Annotated in this window: 15 protein-coding genes; 5 read left to right on the top strand and 10 right to left on the bottom strand. The window is 63.4% G+C overall.

Annotated elements, in window-relative coordinates; genetic code table 11:
* The coding region (locus J7G73_RS08665; protein ID WP_291245965.1) for a tetratricopeptide repeat protein at nt 1–1,525 on the top strand (1,525 nt) is incomplete at its 5' end.
* A 27-nt stretch (nt 1,526–1,552) separates the two neighbouring features.
* On the top strand, nt 1,553–1,972 hold the full coding sequence (locus tag J7G73_RS08660; RefSeq protein WP_291245964.1) for a PaaI family thioesterase: 420 nt from the start codon (nt 1,553–1,555) through the stop codon (nt 1,970–1,972).
* 74 nt (nt 1,973–2,046) lie between these two features.
* Here the strand turns inward: J7G73_RS08660 and fliB are convergent, their stop codons facing one another.
* The 10 genes from fliB to J7G73_RS08610 all read right to left on the bottom strand — a co-directional run bounded on the left by fliB (nt 2,047) and on the right by J7G73_RS08610 (nt 10,351).
* Nucleotides 2,047–3,207 carry a flagellin lysine-N-methylase gene (gene fliB, locus J7G73_RS08655; RefSeq protein ID WP_291245963.1) on the bottom strand — a complete coding sequence of 387 codons (1,161 nt, stop codon included), beginning with the start codon at nt 3,205–3,207 and terminating at the stop codon, nt 2,047–2,049.
* An 8-nt stretch (nt 3,208–3,215) separates the two neighbouring features.
* A complete protein-coding gene (locus J7G73_RS08650) occupies nt 3,216–4,757 on the bottom strand; it encodes an ATP-dependent DNA helicase RecQ (protein ID WP_087295928.1) in 1,542 nt (513 codons plus the stop codon).
* A gap of 160 nt (nt 4,758–4,917) precedes the next feature.
* Nucleotides 4,918–5,244 (bottom strand): hypothetical protein, encoded by a 327-nt coding sequence (locus J7G73_RS08645; protein WP_291245962.1) that lies wholly within the window; start codon nt 5,242–5,244, stop codon nt 4,918–4,920.
* A 234-nt stretch (nt 5,245–5,478) separates the two neighbouring features.
* Entirely contained in the window at nt 5,479–6,549 is a 1,071-nt protein-coding gene (locus J7G73_RS08640) for a type IV pilus twitching motility protein PilT (RefSeq protein WP_291245961.1), read from the bottom strand.
* A gap of 54 nt (nt 6,550–6,603) precedes the next feature.
* Complete coding sequence (locus tag J7G73_RS08635; protein WP_087295931.1) at nt 6,604–7,026, bottom strand: hypothetical protein; 423 nt, start codon at nt 7,024–7,026, stop codon at nt 6,604–6,606.
* A 25-nt stretch (nt 7,027–7,051) separates the two neighbouring features.
* Nucleotides 7,052–7,480, bottom strand: coding sequence for a hypothetical protein (locus tag J7G73_RS08630; RefSeq protein ID WP_291245960.1), 429 nt, complete (start codon nt 7,478–7,480; stop codon nt 7,052–7,054).
* A 3-nt stretch (nt 7,481–7,483) separates the two neighbouring features.
* Entirely contained in the window at nt 7,484–7,945 is a 462-nt protein-coding gene (locus J7G73_RS08625; RefSeq protein ID WP_291245959.1) for a DUF4860 domain-containing protein, read from the bottom strand.
* Nucleotides 7,946–7,972: 27 nt separating this feature from the next.
* The gene (locus J7G73_RS08620) at nt 7,973–8,302 is read right to left on the bottom strand and encodes a hypothetical protein (RefSeq protein ID WP_291245958.1); all 330 of its coding nucleotides are present in this window, start codon (nt 8,300–8,302) and stop codon (nt 7,973–7,975) included.
* A gap of 12 nt (nt 8,303–8,314) precedes the next feature.
* On the bottom strand, nt 8,315–9,358 hold the full coding sequence (locus J7G73_RS08615) for a type II secretion system F family protein (RefSeq protein WP_291245957.1): 1,044 nt from the start codon (nt 9,356–9,358) through the stop codon (nt 8,315–8,317).
* A 15-nt stretch (nt 9,359–9,373) separates the two neighbouring features.
* Nucleotides 9,374–10,351: a transglutaminase-like domain-containing protein gene (locus tag J7G73_RS08610; RefSeq protein ID WP_291245956.1), complete on the bottom strand. Its 978-nt coding sequence runs from the start codon at nt 10,349–10,351 to the stop codon at nt 9,374–9,376.
* A gap of 335 nt (nt 10,352–10,686) precedes the next feature.
* On the opposite strand from J7G73_RS08610, the gene J7G73_RS08605 reads away from it, so the two are divergent.
* From J7G73_RS08605 to J7G73_RS08595, 3 genes are all read left to right on the top strand, one after another.
* Nucleotides 10,687–12,432, top strand: a complete 1,746-nt coding sequence (locus J7G73_RS08605) for an ABC transporter ATP-binding protein (RefSeq protein WP_291245955.1) — start codon at nt 10,687–10,689, stop codon at nt 12,430–12,432.
* Entirely contained in the window at nt 12,425–14,323 is a 1,899-nt protein-coding gene (locus J7G73_RS08600; RefSeq protein ID WP_291245954.1) for an ABC transporter ATP-binding protein, read from the top strand. The genes J7G73_RS08605 and J7G73_RS08600 overlap by 8 nt, the downstream gene beginning before the upstream one ends.
* Before the next feature lie 174 nt (nt 14,324–14,497).
* Nucleotides 14,498–15,436: Sapep family Mn(2+)-dependent dipeptidase (locus J7G73_RS08595; protein ID WP_291245953.1), on the top strand; the 939-nt coding region annotated here is incomplete at its 3' end.

The following is a 15,436-nucleotide window of genomic DNA, read 5'->3' as shown; positions in this document are numbered from 1 at the left end:
GCCTGCACTGCGCCAGGCGGCGGCGCTGGGCGATGTGTGGTGCCTGTGCACCCTGGGCTGGTGCTGCGAATTCGGCAAGGGCACCGAGCTGGACCTGCCTCAGGCCGCCTGGCTCTACCGCCAGGCGGCGGACAAGGGCTATCCGCCCGCCCAGTGCAACCTGGCTGTGCTGCACATCACCGGCAAGGGCGTGGCGCCGGACCCGGCTCAGGGCGCCTACTGGCTGGAAAAGGCTGCGGCTCAGGGCTTTGCACGGGCCCAGTATCTGCTGGGCACCCTGTATCAGGATGGCCGGGGCGTGGAAAAGGACCAAAAGCGCGCCGCCCGCCTGTTTGGCGACGCGTCCTTCCAGGGCTACGCCGCCGCCCAGTTCAGCCTGGGCGTGTGCTATGAGCGGGGCCGGGGTGTGGAGCGCAACTTCGAGACCGCCCTGCACCAGTACCAGTTGGCGGCGGCTCAGGGCCACATTGCCGCGGTGTACAACGCGGGCTACTTTTACGAGATGGGCCTCGGCACCGAGCGGGACCCGGAGAAGGCCGCCCAGCTGTATGCCCAGGCCGCCGAGGCCGGGGATTCCGACGGCCAGTGCAGCCTGGCCTGGTGCTACGACACCGGCACCGGCGTGGAGAAAGACCCCCGCAGGGCGGTGGAGCTGTATCAGAAGGCAGTGGATCAGGGCCATCTGCGGGCCATGCACAATCTGGCCTGGTGCTACCGGATGGGCCAGCCCGGCGCGGACGGGCCGGACCGGAAGGAAAAGGCGGTGGAGCTGTTCCGCCGCGCGGCCAGTCAGGGTTATATGAGTTCAGTGTGCGATCTGGGCATCTGCTACCAGGAGGGCTGGGGCGTGCCCCAGGACCTGGACAAGGCGCTGGAGCTTTACCGGAAGGCGGCGGACCGGGGCCTGGCCAAGGCCATGAACTGCCTGGGCGAATGCTGCTGGCGGGGCGAGGGCGTGGAGCAGAATCTGCAGGCTGCGCTGGAATGGTTTGAGAAGGGCGCGGCGGGCGGCAACCCGGAGGCCCAGTTCAACGCGGCCTGGTTTCTGGACGAGGGCCTGGCCGGAGAGGCGGACCATGCCCGGGCGGTACACTGGTACGAGGCGCTGCTCAAGCAGGCGCTGCCCGAGCGGGAATGTTGGCGCAACGGGGTGAACAACCTGGGCGAATGCTACCGCTACGGCCGGGGTGTGGAAAAGGATCTGGAGACCGCCGAACAGCTGTACCGGCTGGCGGGCCAGAGCGGAAACGACATGGCCTGGTTCAATCTGGGCGAGATGTACCATCAGGAAAAGAAGGATGCAGCGGCCGCTGCGGAATTTTACCGAACCGGTGTGGAGACCTGCACCGAGGGCGGCGACTGCGCACTGGCGCTGGCGCTGCTGTATGAGAACGGTCAGGGCGTGGAGCAAGACGAGGACAAGGCGGTGGAGCTGGCCCGGCTGGCGCTGAAGCGGGCCGGAGGTGACGAGCAGGTCATCCGGGATGCTACCGCGCTTTTGGACCGGCAGGGTGCGCAGCACTGAGCGCCCGACCAAAAAGGAGGAACGAACATGGACAAGGAGAAGCTGCTGGCATTTGCCCGCGCCCGGCTCAAGCCGGTGACCTGCCTGGATGCGATCGAGATTCTGGACTGTGAGCCGGGTCTGGCCCGGCTGCGGGCTCCGGTGGGCGACCAGGCAAAGAACGCCTTCGGCAACGCCCACGGCGGCTGGCTGTATACCCTGTGCGACAGCTGCAGCGGTCTGGCCGCCTGCGCGGGCGGCTATGCCCATGTGACGCTGCAGGCCGGCATGAACTATCTGGCGGCAGGCCGCCCCGGCGACCTGCTCACGGTGGAGGCGGTGAGCGAGCATTCCGGCCGCCACACCTGCGTGAACCGGGTGACCATCACCAACCAGGAGGGCAGGCTGGTGGCCACCGCCAGCTTTACCATGTACCGGCTGGACGACAGGATTCCAGGTCTGGGCTGAAATTTGCGAGAAACAGAAAAAGAGAGCATCCGCCTGCCGGAACCCCGGCGGGCAGATGCTCTCGTTGTTTGCATTCAAGGGTGCAGACCCAACAGGCCGCCGATCACAAGGCCCGGTGCGGCCCAGTCCGCCTGCCAGAAGGCTTCGTTCACCGCCCGCAGGTTGTCCGGGGCGTATTCCATCTCCCGGGAATAGGCTTTGGCGGCGCTGACCAAAGCGGTCTGAAAATCGCCCTGCTCCTGCTTCGCCAGCAGGGGAAGGAGCAGGGCCACGGCGATGGCGTGCATCGCGCCGCACAGCGCGTCGCCCTCACAGGCCTCGGATACGAAATACCGGTAGAGCATGTAGTGGGCCACATTTGCTGCCGCCTGTTCCAGCTCCGGGGTTTCCCACAGAGGATGGGCCAGCCGTTGGGGCAGCGCCTGCCGCAGCTCGGCCAGCCGCCCGGGCCAATCGGCGTGATTGGCGGGGAGAGTTTCCATCAGCGCCAGAAGCGGGGCGAGGAATTCCGCAAGTGAGGCCTCGGGGACGGCCTCGGCCAGCTGCCGGGCCAGGTCCGGCCAGCGGCTCTGTTCGCCGTAAAATTCCGCCAGCGCAAAGGCCGCGCAGGCGGTCAGCTGCTCGGCGGTGCAGCCCCGGGCTTCGGCCTGCTCCGGCGCGCCGTCCATCCAGCTTTGCAGGTCCTGAGTCAGGCTGGCCAGCAGGGCCAGTCTTACCGCCAGGGGCAGCGACTCCTCCCGCAGCAGGGCAAAGGCGGATTCGCGCACTGCCCGCAATCCGGCCAGAAGCTCCGGGTCCGGCGCGCCGGTGGTGTCCGGGGCTTCCTCGATTTGGCGGCTGGTCAGCCGGGGCGGGGCAGAAAACAGAATCAGCCGGGCGGCTTCCTCACAGCTCAGGCCCAGACCGCTCTCCTTTTCCACGCCGAACCAGTTGTGAAAGCGGGGATGCTGGTCGCAGATGGCACAGAGGTGGGTTTCGCCCAGCTGGCGGTAGATGTCGCACAGGTTTTCGCTGTTCAGAAAGGGGCAGCGCCCCGCATCGGTCAGGGCGAAATAGGGCGGGTCCCCGGGCTGGATGGCCGCCCGCAGCCGGTCACCGAAGGCGCCGGTCTGGGACTGGTAATCCGCCAGCGCGGCCGGGTCGATGCCGATCTCCCAGCCGATGCAGCAGTTGTCGGTGCAGCGGGAGGCGATGCACCGGAACCGGTCGTAGTAATCAGGTACGGTGAGCCGCATGGGGGCTCTCACTCCTTTTCAAAGGTGTTCAGCAGAGCAAGGAATTCCTCGCCGTACTGCTCGCACTTGCGCACGCCCACGCCGGGCACCTCCAGAAGTGCTTCCCGGGTCTTGGGCAGATGGGCGCACATGGCCCGCAGGGTGGCGTCGGTGAAGACCACGAAGGCGGGCACGCCCGCCTGCCGGGCCAGCTTGAGCCGCAGGTCCTTGAGCTGCTGCAGATGGTCCGCATTCAGGTCCTTTTCCTCGATGGCCTTCAGCTTGGCTGCGCTCTTCGCGGCCAGCTTCACCACCGAGGCCCGCTGCAGATCGGGGCGGCAGACCGAGCAGGCGCCGCAGCCCTCCCGGCCGGTGCGCTGGCCGAAGTATTTTAAAATCTCCCCCCGCAGACAGTAGCGGCTGTGGCAGTAAAAGGTCATCTGACGCAGCCGGTCCTTCTGGCGCAGAAGCTGGGTCTCCACCTCCTCCGGGCTGGCCCCGGCGGCGGGCTCGCTGTTGTCGATGAGGAAGTTGCCGGTGCGCACATCCCCGGCGGAGTAGAGCAGGATGCAGTCCGCGTCCTGACCGTCCCGCCCGGCGCGGCCCGCCTCCTGATAGTAGCTCTCCAGATCCAGGGGCATGTTGTAGTGGATGACGAAGTTCACGTTGGATTTGTCGATGCCCATGCCGAAGGCATTGGTGGCCACCATCACCCGCGCCTGATCGAAGAGGAAGGCCTCCTGGCTGCGCTGGCGCTCCTCCGGAGCCATGCCCGCATGATAGCGGGCGGCGGCGATGTTCTGGCCGATGAGCTTTTCGTATACCTCGTCCACCTTTTTGCGGGTGGAGCAGTACACGATGCCGGTGGCCTGAGGGTGGTCGTTCAGGTAGGCCAGCAGGCAGGGAAACTTCTCCCGCTCCTCCATCCGCTGTACCTCGAAGAACAGGTTGGGCCGGTCAAAGCCGGTGGTCAGCTCCAGGGGCTGGCGCAGGGCCAGCAGCTGACGGATGTCGTCCTTCACCCGCTGGGTGGCGGTGGCGGTGAAGGCTCCCAGCGGCGGGCGCTGGTTCAGCTGGTCCGCAAACTGGCGAATCTGCAGGTAGCTGGGCCGGAAGTCCTGCCCCCACTGGGAGACGCAGTGGGCCTCGTCCACGCAGAGCAGCGAGATCTGCACGCTGTGGGAAAAGCGCAGAAAGCCCGGGGTCAGCAGCCGCTCCGGGGCCACATACACGATCTTATACATGCCGTCGCAGGCGTTGGCCAGCGCCTTGCGGCACTGGTTCTCGGTGAGGGAGGAGTTGATGTAGGCCGCCCGCACGCCCATCTGGATCAGCGCCTGCACCTGATCCTGCATCAGGCTGATCAGCGGGCTGACCACCACGGTGATGCCGGGCAAAAGCAAGGCCGGCAGCTGGTAGCAGATGGATTTGCCCGCGCCGGTGGGCATGACCGCCAGCACGTCCTGCCCGGCCAGCAGGGCGTCCACCACCTCCTGCTGGCCGGGGCGGAAGGCGTCGTAGCCGAAAATATCCTTCAATGTCCGGTGGACCCGGATCGGATCATAATTCATGGAAACACCTCAGTCGGGGATGGGATAAAACGTTCGCAATCTATTATAGCAGATTTTGCGAAGGAACGGGCACAGGCAAAAGGGCCGCTGAATATTCAGCGGCCCTTTTGCTGTGGTTCGTATGAAAATGGGGAGAAAAAAGCGAAGGAAATGAAGCGCCTCAGTTCAGGCTGTCCCAGTCCCGGCGCAGGAACAGCCAGGTGATCACGGGAACCAGCAGGCTGCCCACCAGCGACATGATGATGGACACCAGCAGACCCGGCTGACCCAGGCTGCCCAGCACGGCCACAAAGAAGGAAACCACATAGCAGCAGCACATCAGGGCAAAGCCCGCCTTCTTTTTGGCAAATAGTACCATGCACAGGCCGGCCAGGGAAACAATGGCCACGATCACGGAGGGCCAGCGGCCGAAGCAGGCGTTCATCACGGTGGTGGCGGCGCAGAGCACCAGAGCAAACCAGAGCCAGATCTTGGTGGAAGTTTTCATGTTACAGTCTCCTTTTCTTATGCAGGGCCCCGGGTGCGGGGCCGGTATCGGGCACGGCGTGGGGAAAGACCGCCGTGCGGTTAATTTATCTGACATAGTCAGTATATTCAATATATCTGATAAAGTCAATTAATTTTTGAAAAAAGGAGCGATTGGGCCACTGGTGCGGACGATAATGCAAAAATAGCGCAAAAAAGCCCCATTCCCGAAGGAATGGGGCGAAAGAATGTTGTTTTACAGCATGGACAGCGCGGCCAGGCGTCTTTCCATGGCTTCGTAGTAGATGGAATGGGTGAGGGCAGTGTCACGGGTGATGCGGCCCTGCTGGTACAGGCGAAGAAGGCTGGTATCCATGGTGCACATGCCCTCGGCGGCACCGGCCTGGATGGCCGCGTCCAGCTGGTGGGATTTGGCCTCGCGGATCATGTTCTTGATGGCGGGGTTGGTGTACATCACCTCAAAGGCAACCGTCTGGCCACCGTCCACCGTGGGCACCAGCTGCTGGCTGATGACCGCCTGCAATACCATGGACAGCTGGATGCGCACCTGCTGCTGCTGACTGGCGGGGAAGGAGTCCACAATGCGGTCCACGGTGCTGGCCGCGCCGGTGGTGTGCAGGGTGGAGAAGAGCAGCTGGCCGGTCTCGGCGGCGGTCATGGCCACCTCGATGGTCTCGTGGTCCCGCATCTCGCCCAGCAGGATCACGTCCGGGCTTTCCCGCAGGGCGCTGCGCAGCGCCCGCACATAGCTGGGGCTGTCGCTGCCGATCTCCCGCTGAGTCACGATGCACTTCTGATGCCGGTGGATGTATTCGATGGGGTCCTCCATGGTGATGATATGGGCTTCCCGGCTGTGGTTGATGGAGTCGATCAGGCAGGCCAGGGTGGTGGATTTGCCGCTGCCCGCGGGCCCGGTGACCAGCACCAGCCCCTTCAGCTTTTTGGCTGCGTCCATCACCTGGGAAGGAATGCCCAGAGCCTGGGGGTCAGGCAGGCCGAACTGGATCACCCGAAGCACCACCGCAAGACTGCCGCGCTGGTGCAGTACGTTGGCCCGGAAACGGCCCAGATGGGGAATGGCAAAGGAAAAGTCGTCATCCGCATCCTCGGCGGCGCAGCGGTCCATATTGCGGCCGCACAAAGCGTAGATGCCCTCCACCAGGTGGGCGGTGTCGGCGGGGGTGAGCATTTCACCCTCCCGCAGCTGGCGGCCGTTGACCTTATAGGTCAGCGGCAGGCCGGCAATGATAAAAATATCCGATGCCCGCACATCAATGGCGCGGTGCAGAACGGCGTCCATCTCCATAAATAAAACCTCCTGTTTCAGCCGGAGCATCTAACAAAACAACAGCGTGGGCGCTCAGAAGCTGCCGTCCCACAGCTGGGGGCCCTGATCAAAGTCCCGCTCCTGGCCATACTGCCAGCGGGTCAGGGTATAGCGGCCGGGGCCCTGGGGCGTGGGCAGCGCGGCGATGGTCAGGGTGCGGCCGGCTTGCCCGGTGAGGGTCACGGTAACAGCTCCGTCCTCGCCGGTCTGGCCAAGGGCGGCGGTATCCTGCCCGGCGGCCAGCGCCGCGTCCAGCTGGGCCAGCCACTGCTGACCTTCGTTTTCCAGCGCTGCGTCCTGGGAAAAGCGGTCCAGGGATTTTTGCGCCAGCGACAGGTCCGCCTGAGCGGTGGTGAGAGAAAGCACGGCCAGCACGGCCAGGCAGATCGCAGCCAGTGCCAGCAGCAGGGTAAGTGCGCCGGAGCGGATGGGGGGCACGTTATGGCGTTCCATCATGGCAGTAGCCTCCTTTCACAAAACCTCAGGACCCGGGCAGATAGCGGTCGAAGGTGCCCTCGAACAGCACCTGCCCGCCGCTGCCGGAAAGCCGCAGGGCCAGCCGGGCCGTCTGCCCGGCCTGAGCGGCCTGGTGCTCCAGAGTCAGCTCCAGTTCATAGGTGCCGATGGGGTCCGGGCGACCCTGGCTGTCCACGGTCAGGGTCAGCGCCTGGCCTTCGGCGGGCGGATTCGCAGTCCCCAGCAGCTGCCAGAACGCCTCCTCAGAATCGCTGGCATAAAAGCTCTCGCTCACGTTCTGGGCGATCTGCTGGGCCGCGGTCAGCTCCTGAGCCTGAGTCGAGCGCAGACGAGCGGCGGCGAACAGGCGCACCAGCACGGTGCAGAGCGCCAGCACGAACAGGGTCAGCAGCAGCGCCTCAATAAAAAACGCGGTGTTTTTGCGGTGCTTCATGGTTCATTCTCCCTCTGCGCAGCGCAGGGCCACCCGCGCGGTGCCCTGGTCTGTGGTCAGCTCCAGCAGCGAACCGGAGCGCTCGGCCTCAAAGCGGGTGCAGGCGCACACCGGCTGGGCGTTCTCCGGGGGGGGGGCGCTTTCGGCGGCGGTGTATTCCTCCACCAGCTGGCCCTCCCACAGATAAATTCGGGTCTCGTAGCCGGTGGAAGGCTCCTCCAGCACCAGCATCACGCCCTCGGGGCCGTCCTCCAGCCGCAGACCGGCGGCGGTGTCGGCGGCGCGCACACTGGTGGTCAGATAGCGCAGGCTGGCCCGGGCGGCGTTGTTGGCGGTCATGGACCGGGTCACGCTGCCGTAAAGGCCGCTGCCCAGCGCCATCAGCCCCAGCACACAGGCCAGCATCAGGCCGAACAGGGCCATGGCCAGCAGGGGCGCCAGGCGCCCGGGCTCCTTGTGTTCCATCGCTCAACTCTCCTTCCGCGGGGGTGTTCAGGCCCGCTCCAGCACGTTCACCTGAGGCATCAGGTTGGAGGCAAAGGCCTCATAGGTCACGATAAAACGGTCGTGGTTCACCAAAAGACCGTAGTTTTCTTCCAGATAATCCAGGCTGGCAGGGTAGCTGCCCTCCACCGCGTAGCATTGCACCGCGGCCTGCAGCACCGCCTGGCGCAGGGCCTGGGCGCTGGCGCTGTCCAGATCGCGGCCCACCTGCCGGGAGCCCAGCGCAAAGGCTGCGATGAGCAGAACCAGCACCGCCAGAAGCCCGGCGGCTATTGTGAGCCGGGTACGCAGCGAAAGTATCTGCTTGATGTGATACATCCAAACCCCTCCTTAGCCGATGGAGCCCAGAATGCCGATGAGCGGCAGCATCACGGCCAGCAGCGTCACCCCGACCGCCAGGGTCAGAAAGGCGGCCAGCAGCGGTTCGATGGAATCGATCAGCCGGTCCAGCGCGGCCTGGGCGTCCTGGGTAAACAGCTGGGTCAGCCGGGCCAGCACCGTGTCGGCCTGGCCGCTGCGGGCGCCGCTGATGAGCATACGGCCATACAGCGGCTCGAAGACCTTGTGCTCAAACAATGCGGTGGAAAGCCCCTTGCCCTTCAGCATGTCCTCGTGGCAGGCCTGCAGCTGAGCGTGCAGCCCCCGGTGGTCCACCATGTCGCTGGCGGCGGTGAGGGCGGTGTCCGCATCCACGCCGCTGGCCAGAAACAGCGAAAGGGCACTGGCCAGCCGGGCCACCGCCAGCTTGCGGGCGGCGGGGGCGGTGAAGGGAATCTTCTCAAACAGCCGGGCCAGCCGGTGGGAACCGGCGCTGCTGCCGCTGAGCACAAGACCCGCGGCCAGAACCGCCGCCAGCAGCAGGGTGATAGCCAGAGCGGCCCAGCCCACGATATAGGCGAAATTTATGTAGCCGTAGGAGGAGGCGGCCAGACTGCCCGCCAGGCTCTGGTACACGCCGGTGAACACCGGCAGCACCTTGGCCACCAGCACCGCCAGGATCACAGCGGTGAGCCCCAGCAGCACGCCGGGATAGAACACCGCACTTTTCAACTTTTTCTGCAGCTGGTCCTGGCTGGCGTAGTGCCGGGCCAGGCTGCGCAGCACGCTGTCGGTTCGGCCGCTCACCTCGCCCGCGGCGATCATGCGCACCGCGTAGTCCGGAAACATGCCGCAGGTTCTGGCCGCCTGGGAAAGGCTTTCGCCCAGCAGCAGGGATTTCTGCATGGAAAGCGCCGCCTGCTGCAGCTGACCAGCGCCGCTGTCCTCCGCAAGAAGGGCGGCGGCCTCGTCCGGCTGGATGCCGGCCTCCAGCATCATGGCCATGGATTCACAAAAGGCGCTCACGGCCAGGCTGTTCAGTTCGTTTTTTGCCATTGCATTGCCCTCCCTTTAATAAGTGCGGAAATCGGTATAGTTGCTGCCGTCGCCGATGTACTTGCTGCCCGCGCCCCCGGCGGCGAAGGTGGTGTCCACCCGGTTCCAGACCCCGGGCTTCACCTCAAACTCCACGGTGATCCAGCCGGTCTCCTCCAGCCAGATCATGTTCCAGGCGTGATACAGGTCATTCGGGGCCACATAGCCGGTGATCAGCTTGGTGGGAATGCCCTGGCTGCGCAGCATGGCGGCGGCCAGCGCCGCGTAGTCCACGCAGATGCCCTTGCCGGTGGCCAGAGTCTCGTCCGGGTCCGGGTAATAGTCGGTGCCGATGCTCTCGGCCTTGGGGGTGTCGTAGGCGATGTTCTTCACGATGTAATCGTAAATGCGGCCTGCTGCGTCCACCTCGTCGGCCGCCCCGGCGGTGAGCTCGCTGGCCTTTGCCACGCAGGCTGAATCCGGGGAATAGGGGATATAGATGCTGGGCCGCAGGAAGGGCGCGAACTCGTCCTCCAGTGTGACCGATACGCTCTGGCGGCTCAGATAGGAATATTTGTCGCCGGAGATGTTCTGGCAGACCGCCAGCTCATAGGGCCCGTCGCCCAGTTGCAGCGGGATGACGGCGGCCGAGCCGTCCGCGGGCATCAGGTAGGAATACTGGCTGGGCGCGCCGCCGGTGTCGCCCTGATAGGTGAGCAGAAATTTGATCTTACCCTCCTGATCGGTGCGCACCGCCACATAGCCCTGGGAAAGATGGCTGGTGTCCCAGAAAACGCCGTTGTCGGTCTGGGCGGCGGCCTCGTCGAAGGCGGTGGTCAGCGGCGCGGGGGCGGTGAAGCTTCCGGCCTTGTCTGCCTGGAGCGAGGATGCGCCGGGGGCAGAGGTCTGGGCGATGCTTTCGATCTGCTGCGAGGGCTCGGGCGAGCCGCAGCCCGCGCAGAGGGCCAGTGCCAGTGCCGCGGCGGCCAGCCAAAACGGTTTGGGCAGCTTCAAGCGGCACCCCTCCTTTTTGCAAAAAATGATTCAATCTTATTATAAAAATACAGTTCCGGCTTGTAAAGAGGATCGGAGTCTGCCGAGGCGGACAATAGTGCAAAAAAGAGAAAAAGTCCGGTGCAAATTGGCGAAATTTCATAAAAGCAGGGCGCTTTTCTGTTGACAGCCCCCTATTATAGTAGGTATAATAAGAAAAACCAAGCCAAAAGCGTAAGCCCGGCAGGCCCGGACTTGCGCTCTTTTTATCGCCCGCATATTGTTTGCGCGCGCAAGCAAGATGCGGGGCGGCGTATGCCGCTTTGGGAAAAAGAACAGGAGGAGTGAAACAAGATATGTACAAACAACTCGCGCGATCCATTCGGGAGTACAAATCCGTGTCCATCAAGGCGCCGGTCTTTGTGTCGCTGGAGGTGCTCATAGAATGCATCATCCCCTTTGTGATCGCCCAGCTGGTGAACCAGATCAAGGCGGGCTGCGGCTTTTCCACCATTCTGCAATATGGTGCGGTGCTGCTGGCCATGGCCGGCCTGTCGCTGTTTTTCGGCGTGCTGGCGGGCAAGTATGCGGCCACTGCATCCTGCGGCTTTGCCCGCAACCTGCGCAAGGATATGTTCTATAAGATTCAGGACTATTCCTTCCAGAACATCGACAAATTTTCCACCTCGTCGCTGGTGACCCGTCTGACCACCGACATCACCAACGTGCAGATGGCCTACATGATGATCGTGCGCGCCGCCATCCGCTGCCCGCTGATGCTGGTGTTCTCGTTCACCATGGCCTTTGTGATGGGCGGACGCATGGCGCTGATCTTTTTGCTGGTGGCCCCCATTCTGGGCATCGGCCTGTTCTGCGTCATCCGCACCGTAATGCCCCTGTTCAAGCGGGTGTTCAAAAAGTACGACGCGCTGAACAACTCCATTCAGGAGAACGTGCAGGGCATGCGGGTGGTCAAATCCTATGTGCGGGAGGACTACGAGAAGAAGAAGTTCACTGCTGCCGCCGAGGACGTCTGCCGCGACTTCACCCAGGCGGAAAAGATTCTGGCCTTCAACAACCCCCTGATGCAGTTCAGCCTGTATGTGGTCATGGTTTTCGTGCTGTCCTTCGGGTCCTACACCATCATCACCACCCGGGGCATGGCGCTGGACGTGGGCCAGTTCTCGGCGCTGCTTACTTACAGCTTCCAGATCCTGAGCAGCCTGATGATGTTCTCCATGGTATTCGTAATGATCACCATGGCCAGCGAGTCCGCCCACCGTATTCTGGAGGTCATTCAGGAGGAGAGCACCCTGAAAAGCCCTGAAAACGGCATCACCGAAGTGGCGGACGGTTCCATCGACTTTGACCATGTGAGCTTCAAGTATTCCGAGCATGCCGAGCGCATGGCCCTGACCGACATCAACCTGCACATCAAGAGCGGCGAGACCATCGGCATCATCGGCGGCACCGGTTCCTCCAAGTCCTCGCTGATCCAGCTGATCAGCCGTTTGTACGACGCCACCGAGGGCAGCGTGAAGGTGGGTGGCCGCGACGTGCGGGAGTACGATCTGGAGGCGCTGCGCAACCAGGTGGCCGTGGTGCTGCAGAAGAACGTGCTGTTCAGCGGTACCATCAAGGAGAACCTGCGCTGGGGCAACAAGAACGCCACCGACGCCGAGCTGGAGGAGGCCTGCCGCCTGGCTCAGGCGGATGAGTTCATCCAGCGCTTCCCGGACAAATACGATACTTACATCGAGCAGGGCGGCTCCAACGTGTCCGGCGGTCAGAAGCAGCGCCTGTGCATCGCCCGGGCTCTGCTGAAAAAGCCCAAGGTGCTGATCCTGGACGACTCCACCAGCGCGGTGGATACCAAGACCGACGCGCTGATCCGCAAGGCCTTCCGGGAGTTCATCCCCGAGACCACCAAGATCATCATTGCCCAGCGCACCTCCTCGGTGGAGGACGCGGACCGCATCCTGGTGCTGGACGGCGGCGCCATCAGTGCCATCGGCACCCACAAGGAGCTGCTCGAGACCAGCGAGATCTATCGCGAGGTCTACACCTCGCAGAACAAGGCAGGAGGGCAGGAGAATGCATAACAATCCGACCATCACAAAGCAGGGCACCCTGCTGCGCATCTTCAAAACACTGTTCGCGTTCTATCCGGTCATGATGCCGGTGGTGGTGGCCTGCATTCTGTTCAGCGCCATCATCAGCTCACTGCCTGCGGTGTTCATGCAGAAGGTCATCGCCGTGATCGAGGCCAACTGGCAGAGCGGCGACTGGGCCGCTGCCTCCGGTCAGGTTATGGGTCTGGTGAGCGTTCTGGTAGTGATGTATCTGCTGGCGCTCATCTCCGCTTTTACCTATACCCGGATGATGGCCATCATCACCCAGGGCTTTCTGAAAAAGCTGCGTGTCAAGATGTTCAGCGGCATGCAGGATCTGCCCATTCGTTATTTCGACACCAACAACCACGGCGATATCATGAGCTACTACACCAACGATATCGATACCCTGCGGCAGCTGGTGTCCCAGAGCTTCCCCCAGATCACCATCACCCTGGTCACCATGACCAGCGTTACCTGCATCATGCTGTATTACAGCCTGTGGATGACCCTTGTGGTGGTGGCCGGTGTGGCGGTCATGGCCTGGCTCACCAAAAAGGTGGGCGGCAACTCCGCCCGCTTCTTCCTGCGCCAGCAGGAGGCCATCGGCGCCATGGAGGGCTACGTGGAGGAGATGATGAACGGCCAGAAGGTGGTCAAGGTCTTCTGCCACGAGGAGGAGAGCAAGGCCGACTTCGACAAGCGCAACGATGAGCTGTTCCGCGCCGCCGAAAGCGCCAACAAGTTCGCCAACATTCTGGGCCCCATCCTGAACAACATGGGCAACGTGGTCTATGTGGTGGTGGCGGTGGCCGGCGGCTTTCTGCTCATGGCCGGCGTGCCCAATGTGAGCATTTCCGGCCTGGCGCTGAGCATCAGCATCGTGGTACCGTTCCTGAACATGACCAAGCAGTTTGCGGGCAGCATCATGCAGGTGTCCCAGCAGATCAACGCGGTGGTCATGGGCCTGGCGGGCGCCCAGCGCATCTTCACCCTGCTGGATGAAAAGCCCGAGGAGGACAACGGCTACGTGACCCTGGTGAACGCCAAGGAGAACGCGGACGGCAGCATGAGCGAGTGTGCCGAGCGTACCAACGTGTGGGCCTGGAAGCATCCCCACAGCGACGGTACCGTCACTTACACCCGGCTGCGGGGCGATGTGCGCCTGTTCGATGTGGACTTCGGCTACACCCCCAACAAGACCGTTCTGCACGATGTGACCCTGTATGCGGAGGCAGGACAGAAGGTGGCCTTTGTGGGTGCCACCGGCGCGGGCAAAACCACCATCACCAACCTGATCAACCGCTTCTACGACATTGCCGACGGCAAGATCCGCTACGACGGCATCAACATCAACAAGATCAAGAAGGCGGACCTGCGCCGCAGCATGGGCATCGTGCTGCAGGACACCAACCTCTTCACCGGCACCGTGATGGAGAACATCCGTTACGGCAACCTGGACGCCACCGATGAGGAGTGCAAGGCCGCCGCGCTGCTGGCAGGCGCACACGACTTCATCACCCGCCTGCCGGAGGGCTACAACACCATGCTCACCAGCAACGGCGCGAACCTGTCTCAGGGGCAGCGGCAGCTGCTGGCCATCGCCCGGGCCGCGGTGGCGGACCCGCCGGTTATGATCATGGACGAGGCCACCAGCAGCATCGACACCCGCACCGAGGCCATTGTGCAGCGGGGCATGGATGCGCTGATGACCGGCCGCACCGTGTTCGTGATCGCTCACCGGCTTTCCACCGTAAAGAACGCCGATGTGATCATGGTGCTGGAGCAGGGCCGCATCATCGAGCGCGGCAACCACGAACAGCTGATCGCCCAGAAGGGCAAGTACTACCAGCTGTACACCGGTGCCTTCGAGCTGGAATAACTGCAGGATTGTGCGCAGTTTGGCGGAGCCGCCCCGATTTTTTGGGGCGGCTCCCTTTTTGTTGCCCGGTGGCTTTTCAAATGCCAGAATCGTGGTATAATAGCCAGTAAGAAATGACTCACCGCAGCGCCTCCCCCGGCGGGCAGTGCTGCGGAGATAAGGAGATAGAAAGCAATGATTACAAAGGAACTGCGGGCCGCGGTGGATGCATTTGTGGCCGCCAATGAAGAAAATGTTGTGCGCGACATCAAGCGCCTGGTGGATATCAACAGCGTGGAGGGCACCCCGGAGCCGGGCAAGCCCTTCGGCGCGGGCCCTGCCGCCGCACTGGACGAGGCGCTGAAGATCGCCGCCGAGATGGGCCTTTCCACCAATAACTGCGAGGGCTACATGGGCTGGGCCGAGCTGCCCGGCGAGACCGACAAGCAGATCGCCACCATCACCCACCTGGACGTGGTGCCCCAGGGCAACGGCTGGACCGCCGATCCCTTCGACATGCAGGTGCGGGAGGGCTGGATCATCGGCCGCGGCGTGGCCGACGACAAGGGCCCCAGCGTGCTGTGCCTGTACGCCCTGAAATTCCTCAAGGAGCATAACATACCCCTGAAGTACGGCGTGCGCGCGCTGCTGGGCGCCAACGAGGAGACCGGCATGGAGGATGTGGAGTACTATCTGAAGAACTACCCCGCTCCCGATTTCTGCTTCTCCCCGGACGCCGAGTTCCCGGTGTGCAACGGCGAGAAGGGCGGCTTCAACGGCTACCTGGTTTCCAAGAAGCTGGAGAACGGCAACATTCTGGAGTTCACCGGCGGCGTGGCCCACAACGTGGTGCCCGACCGTGCCTCCTGCCTGGTGAAGGCAGACTTCGCCGCTCTCAGTGAGCGGGAGGGCATCACTCTGGAAGAAGAGAATGGCGCGGTGCGCATCCGCGGCTGGGGCAAGGGCGGCCATGCGGCCATGCCTCAGAACACCGTGAACTCCATCGGCCTGATCGTGGATTACCTGCTGGACAATCATCTGGTCACCGCCGAAGAGGAGGAGTTCCTGACCTACCTGCGCAAGCTGCACAGCAACACCGACGGCAGCGGCGTGGGCATCGCCGCCAGCGATGAC

This window comes from Allofournierella sp. (assembly GCF_017889395.1).
Lineage (GTDB): Bacteria > Bacillota > Clostridia > Oscillospirales > Ruminococcaceae > Allofournierella.
Note: the sequence above shows the minus strand (reverse complement) of the source record. Positions and strands in the feature narration are given on the sequence as shown.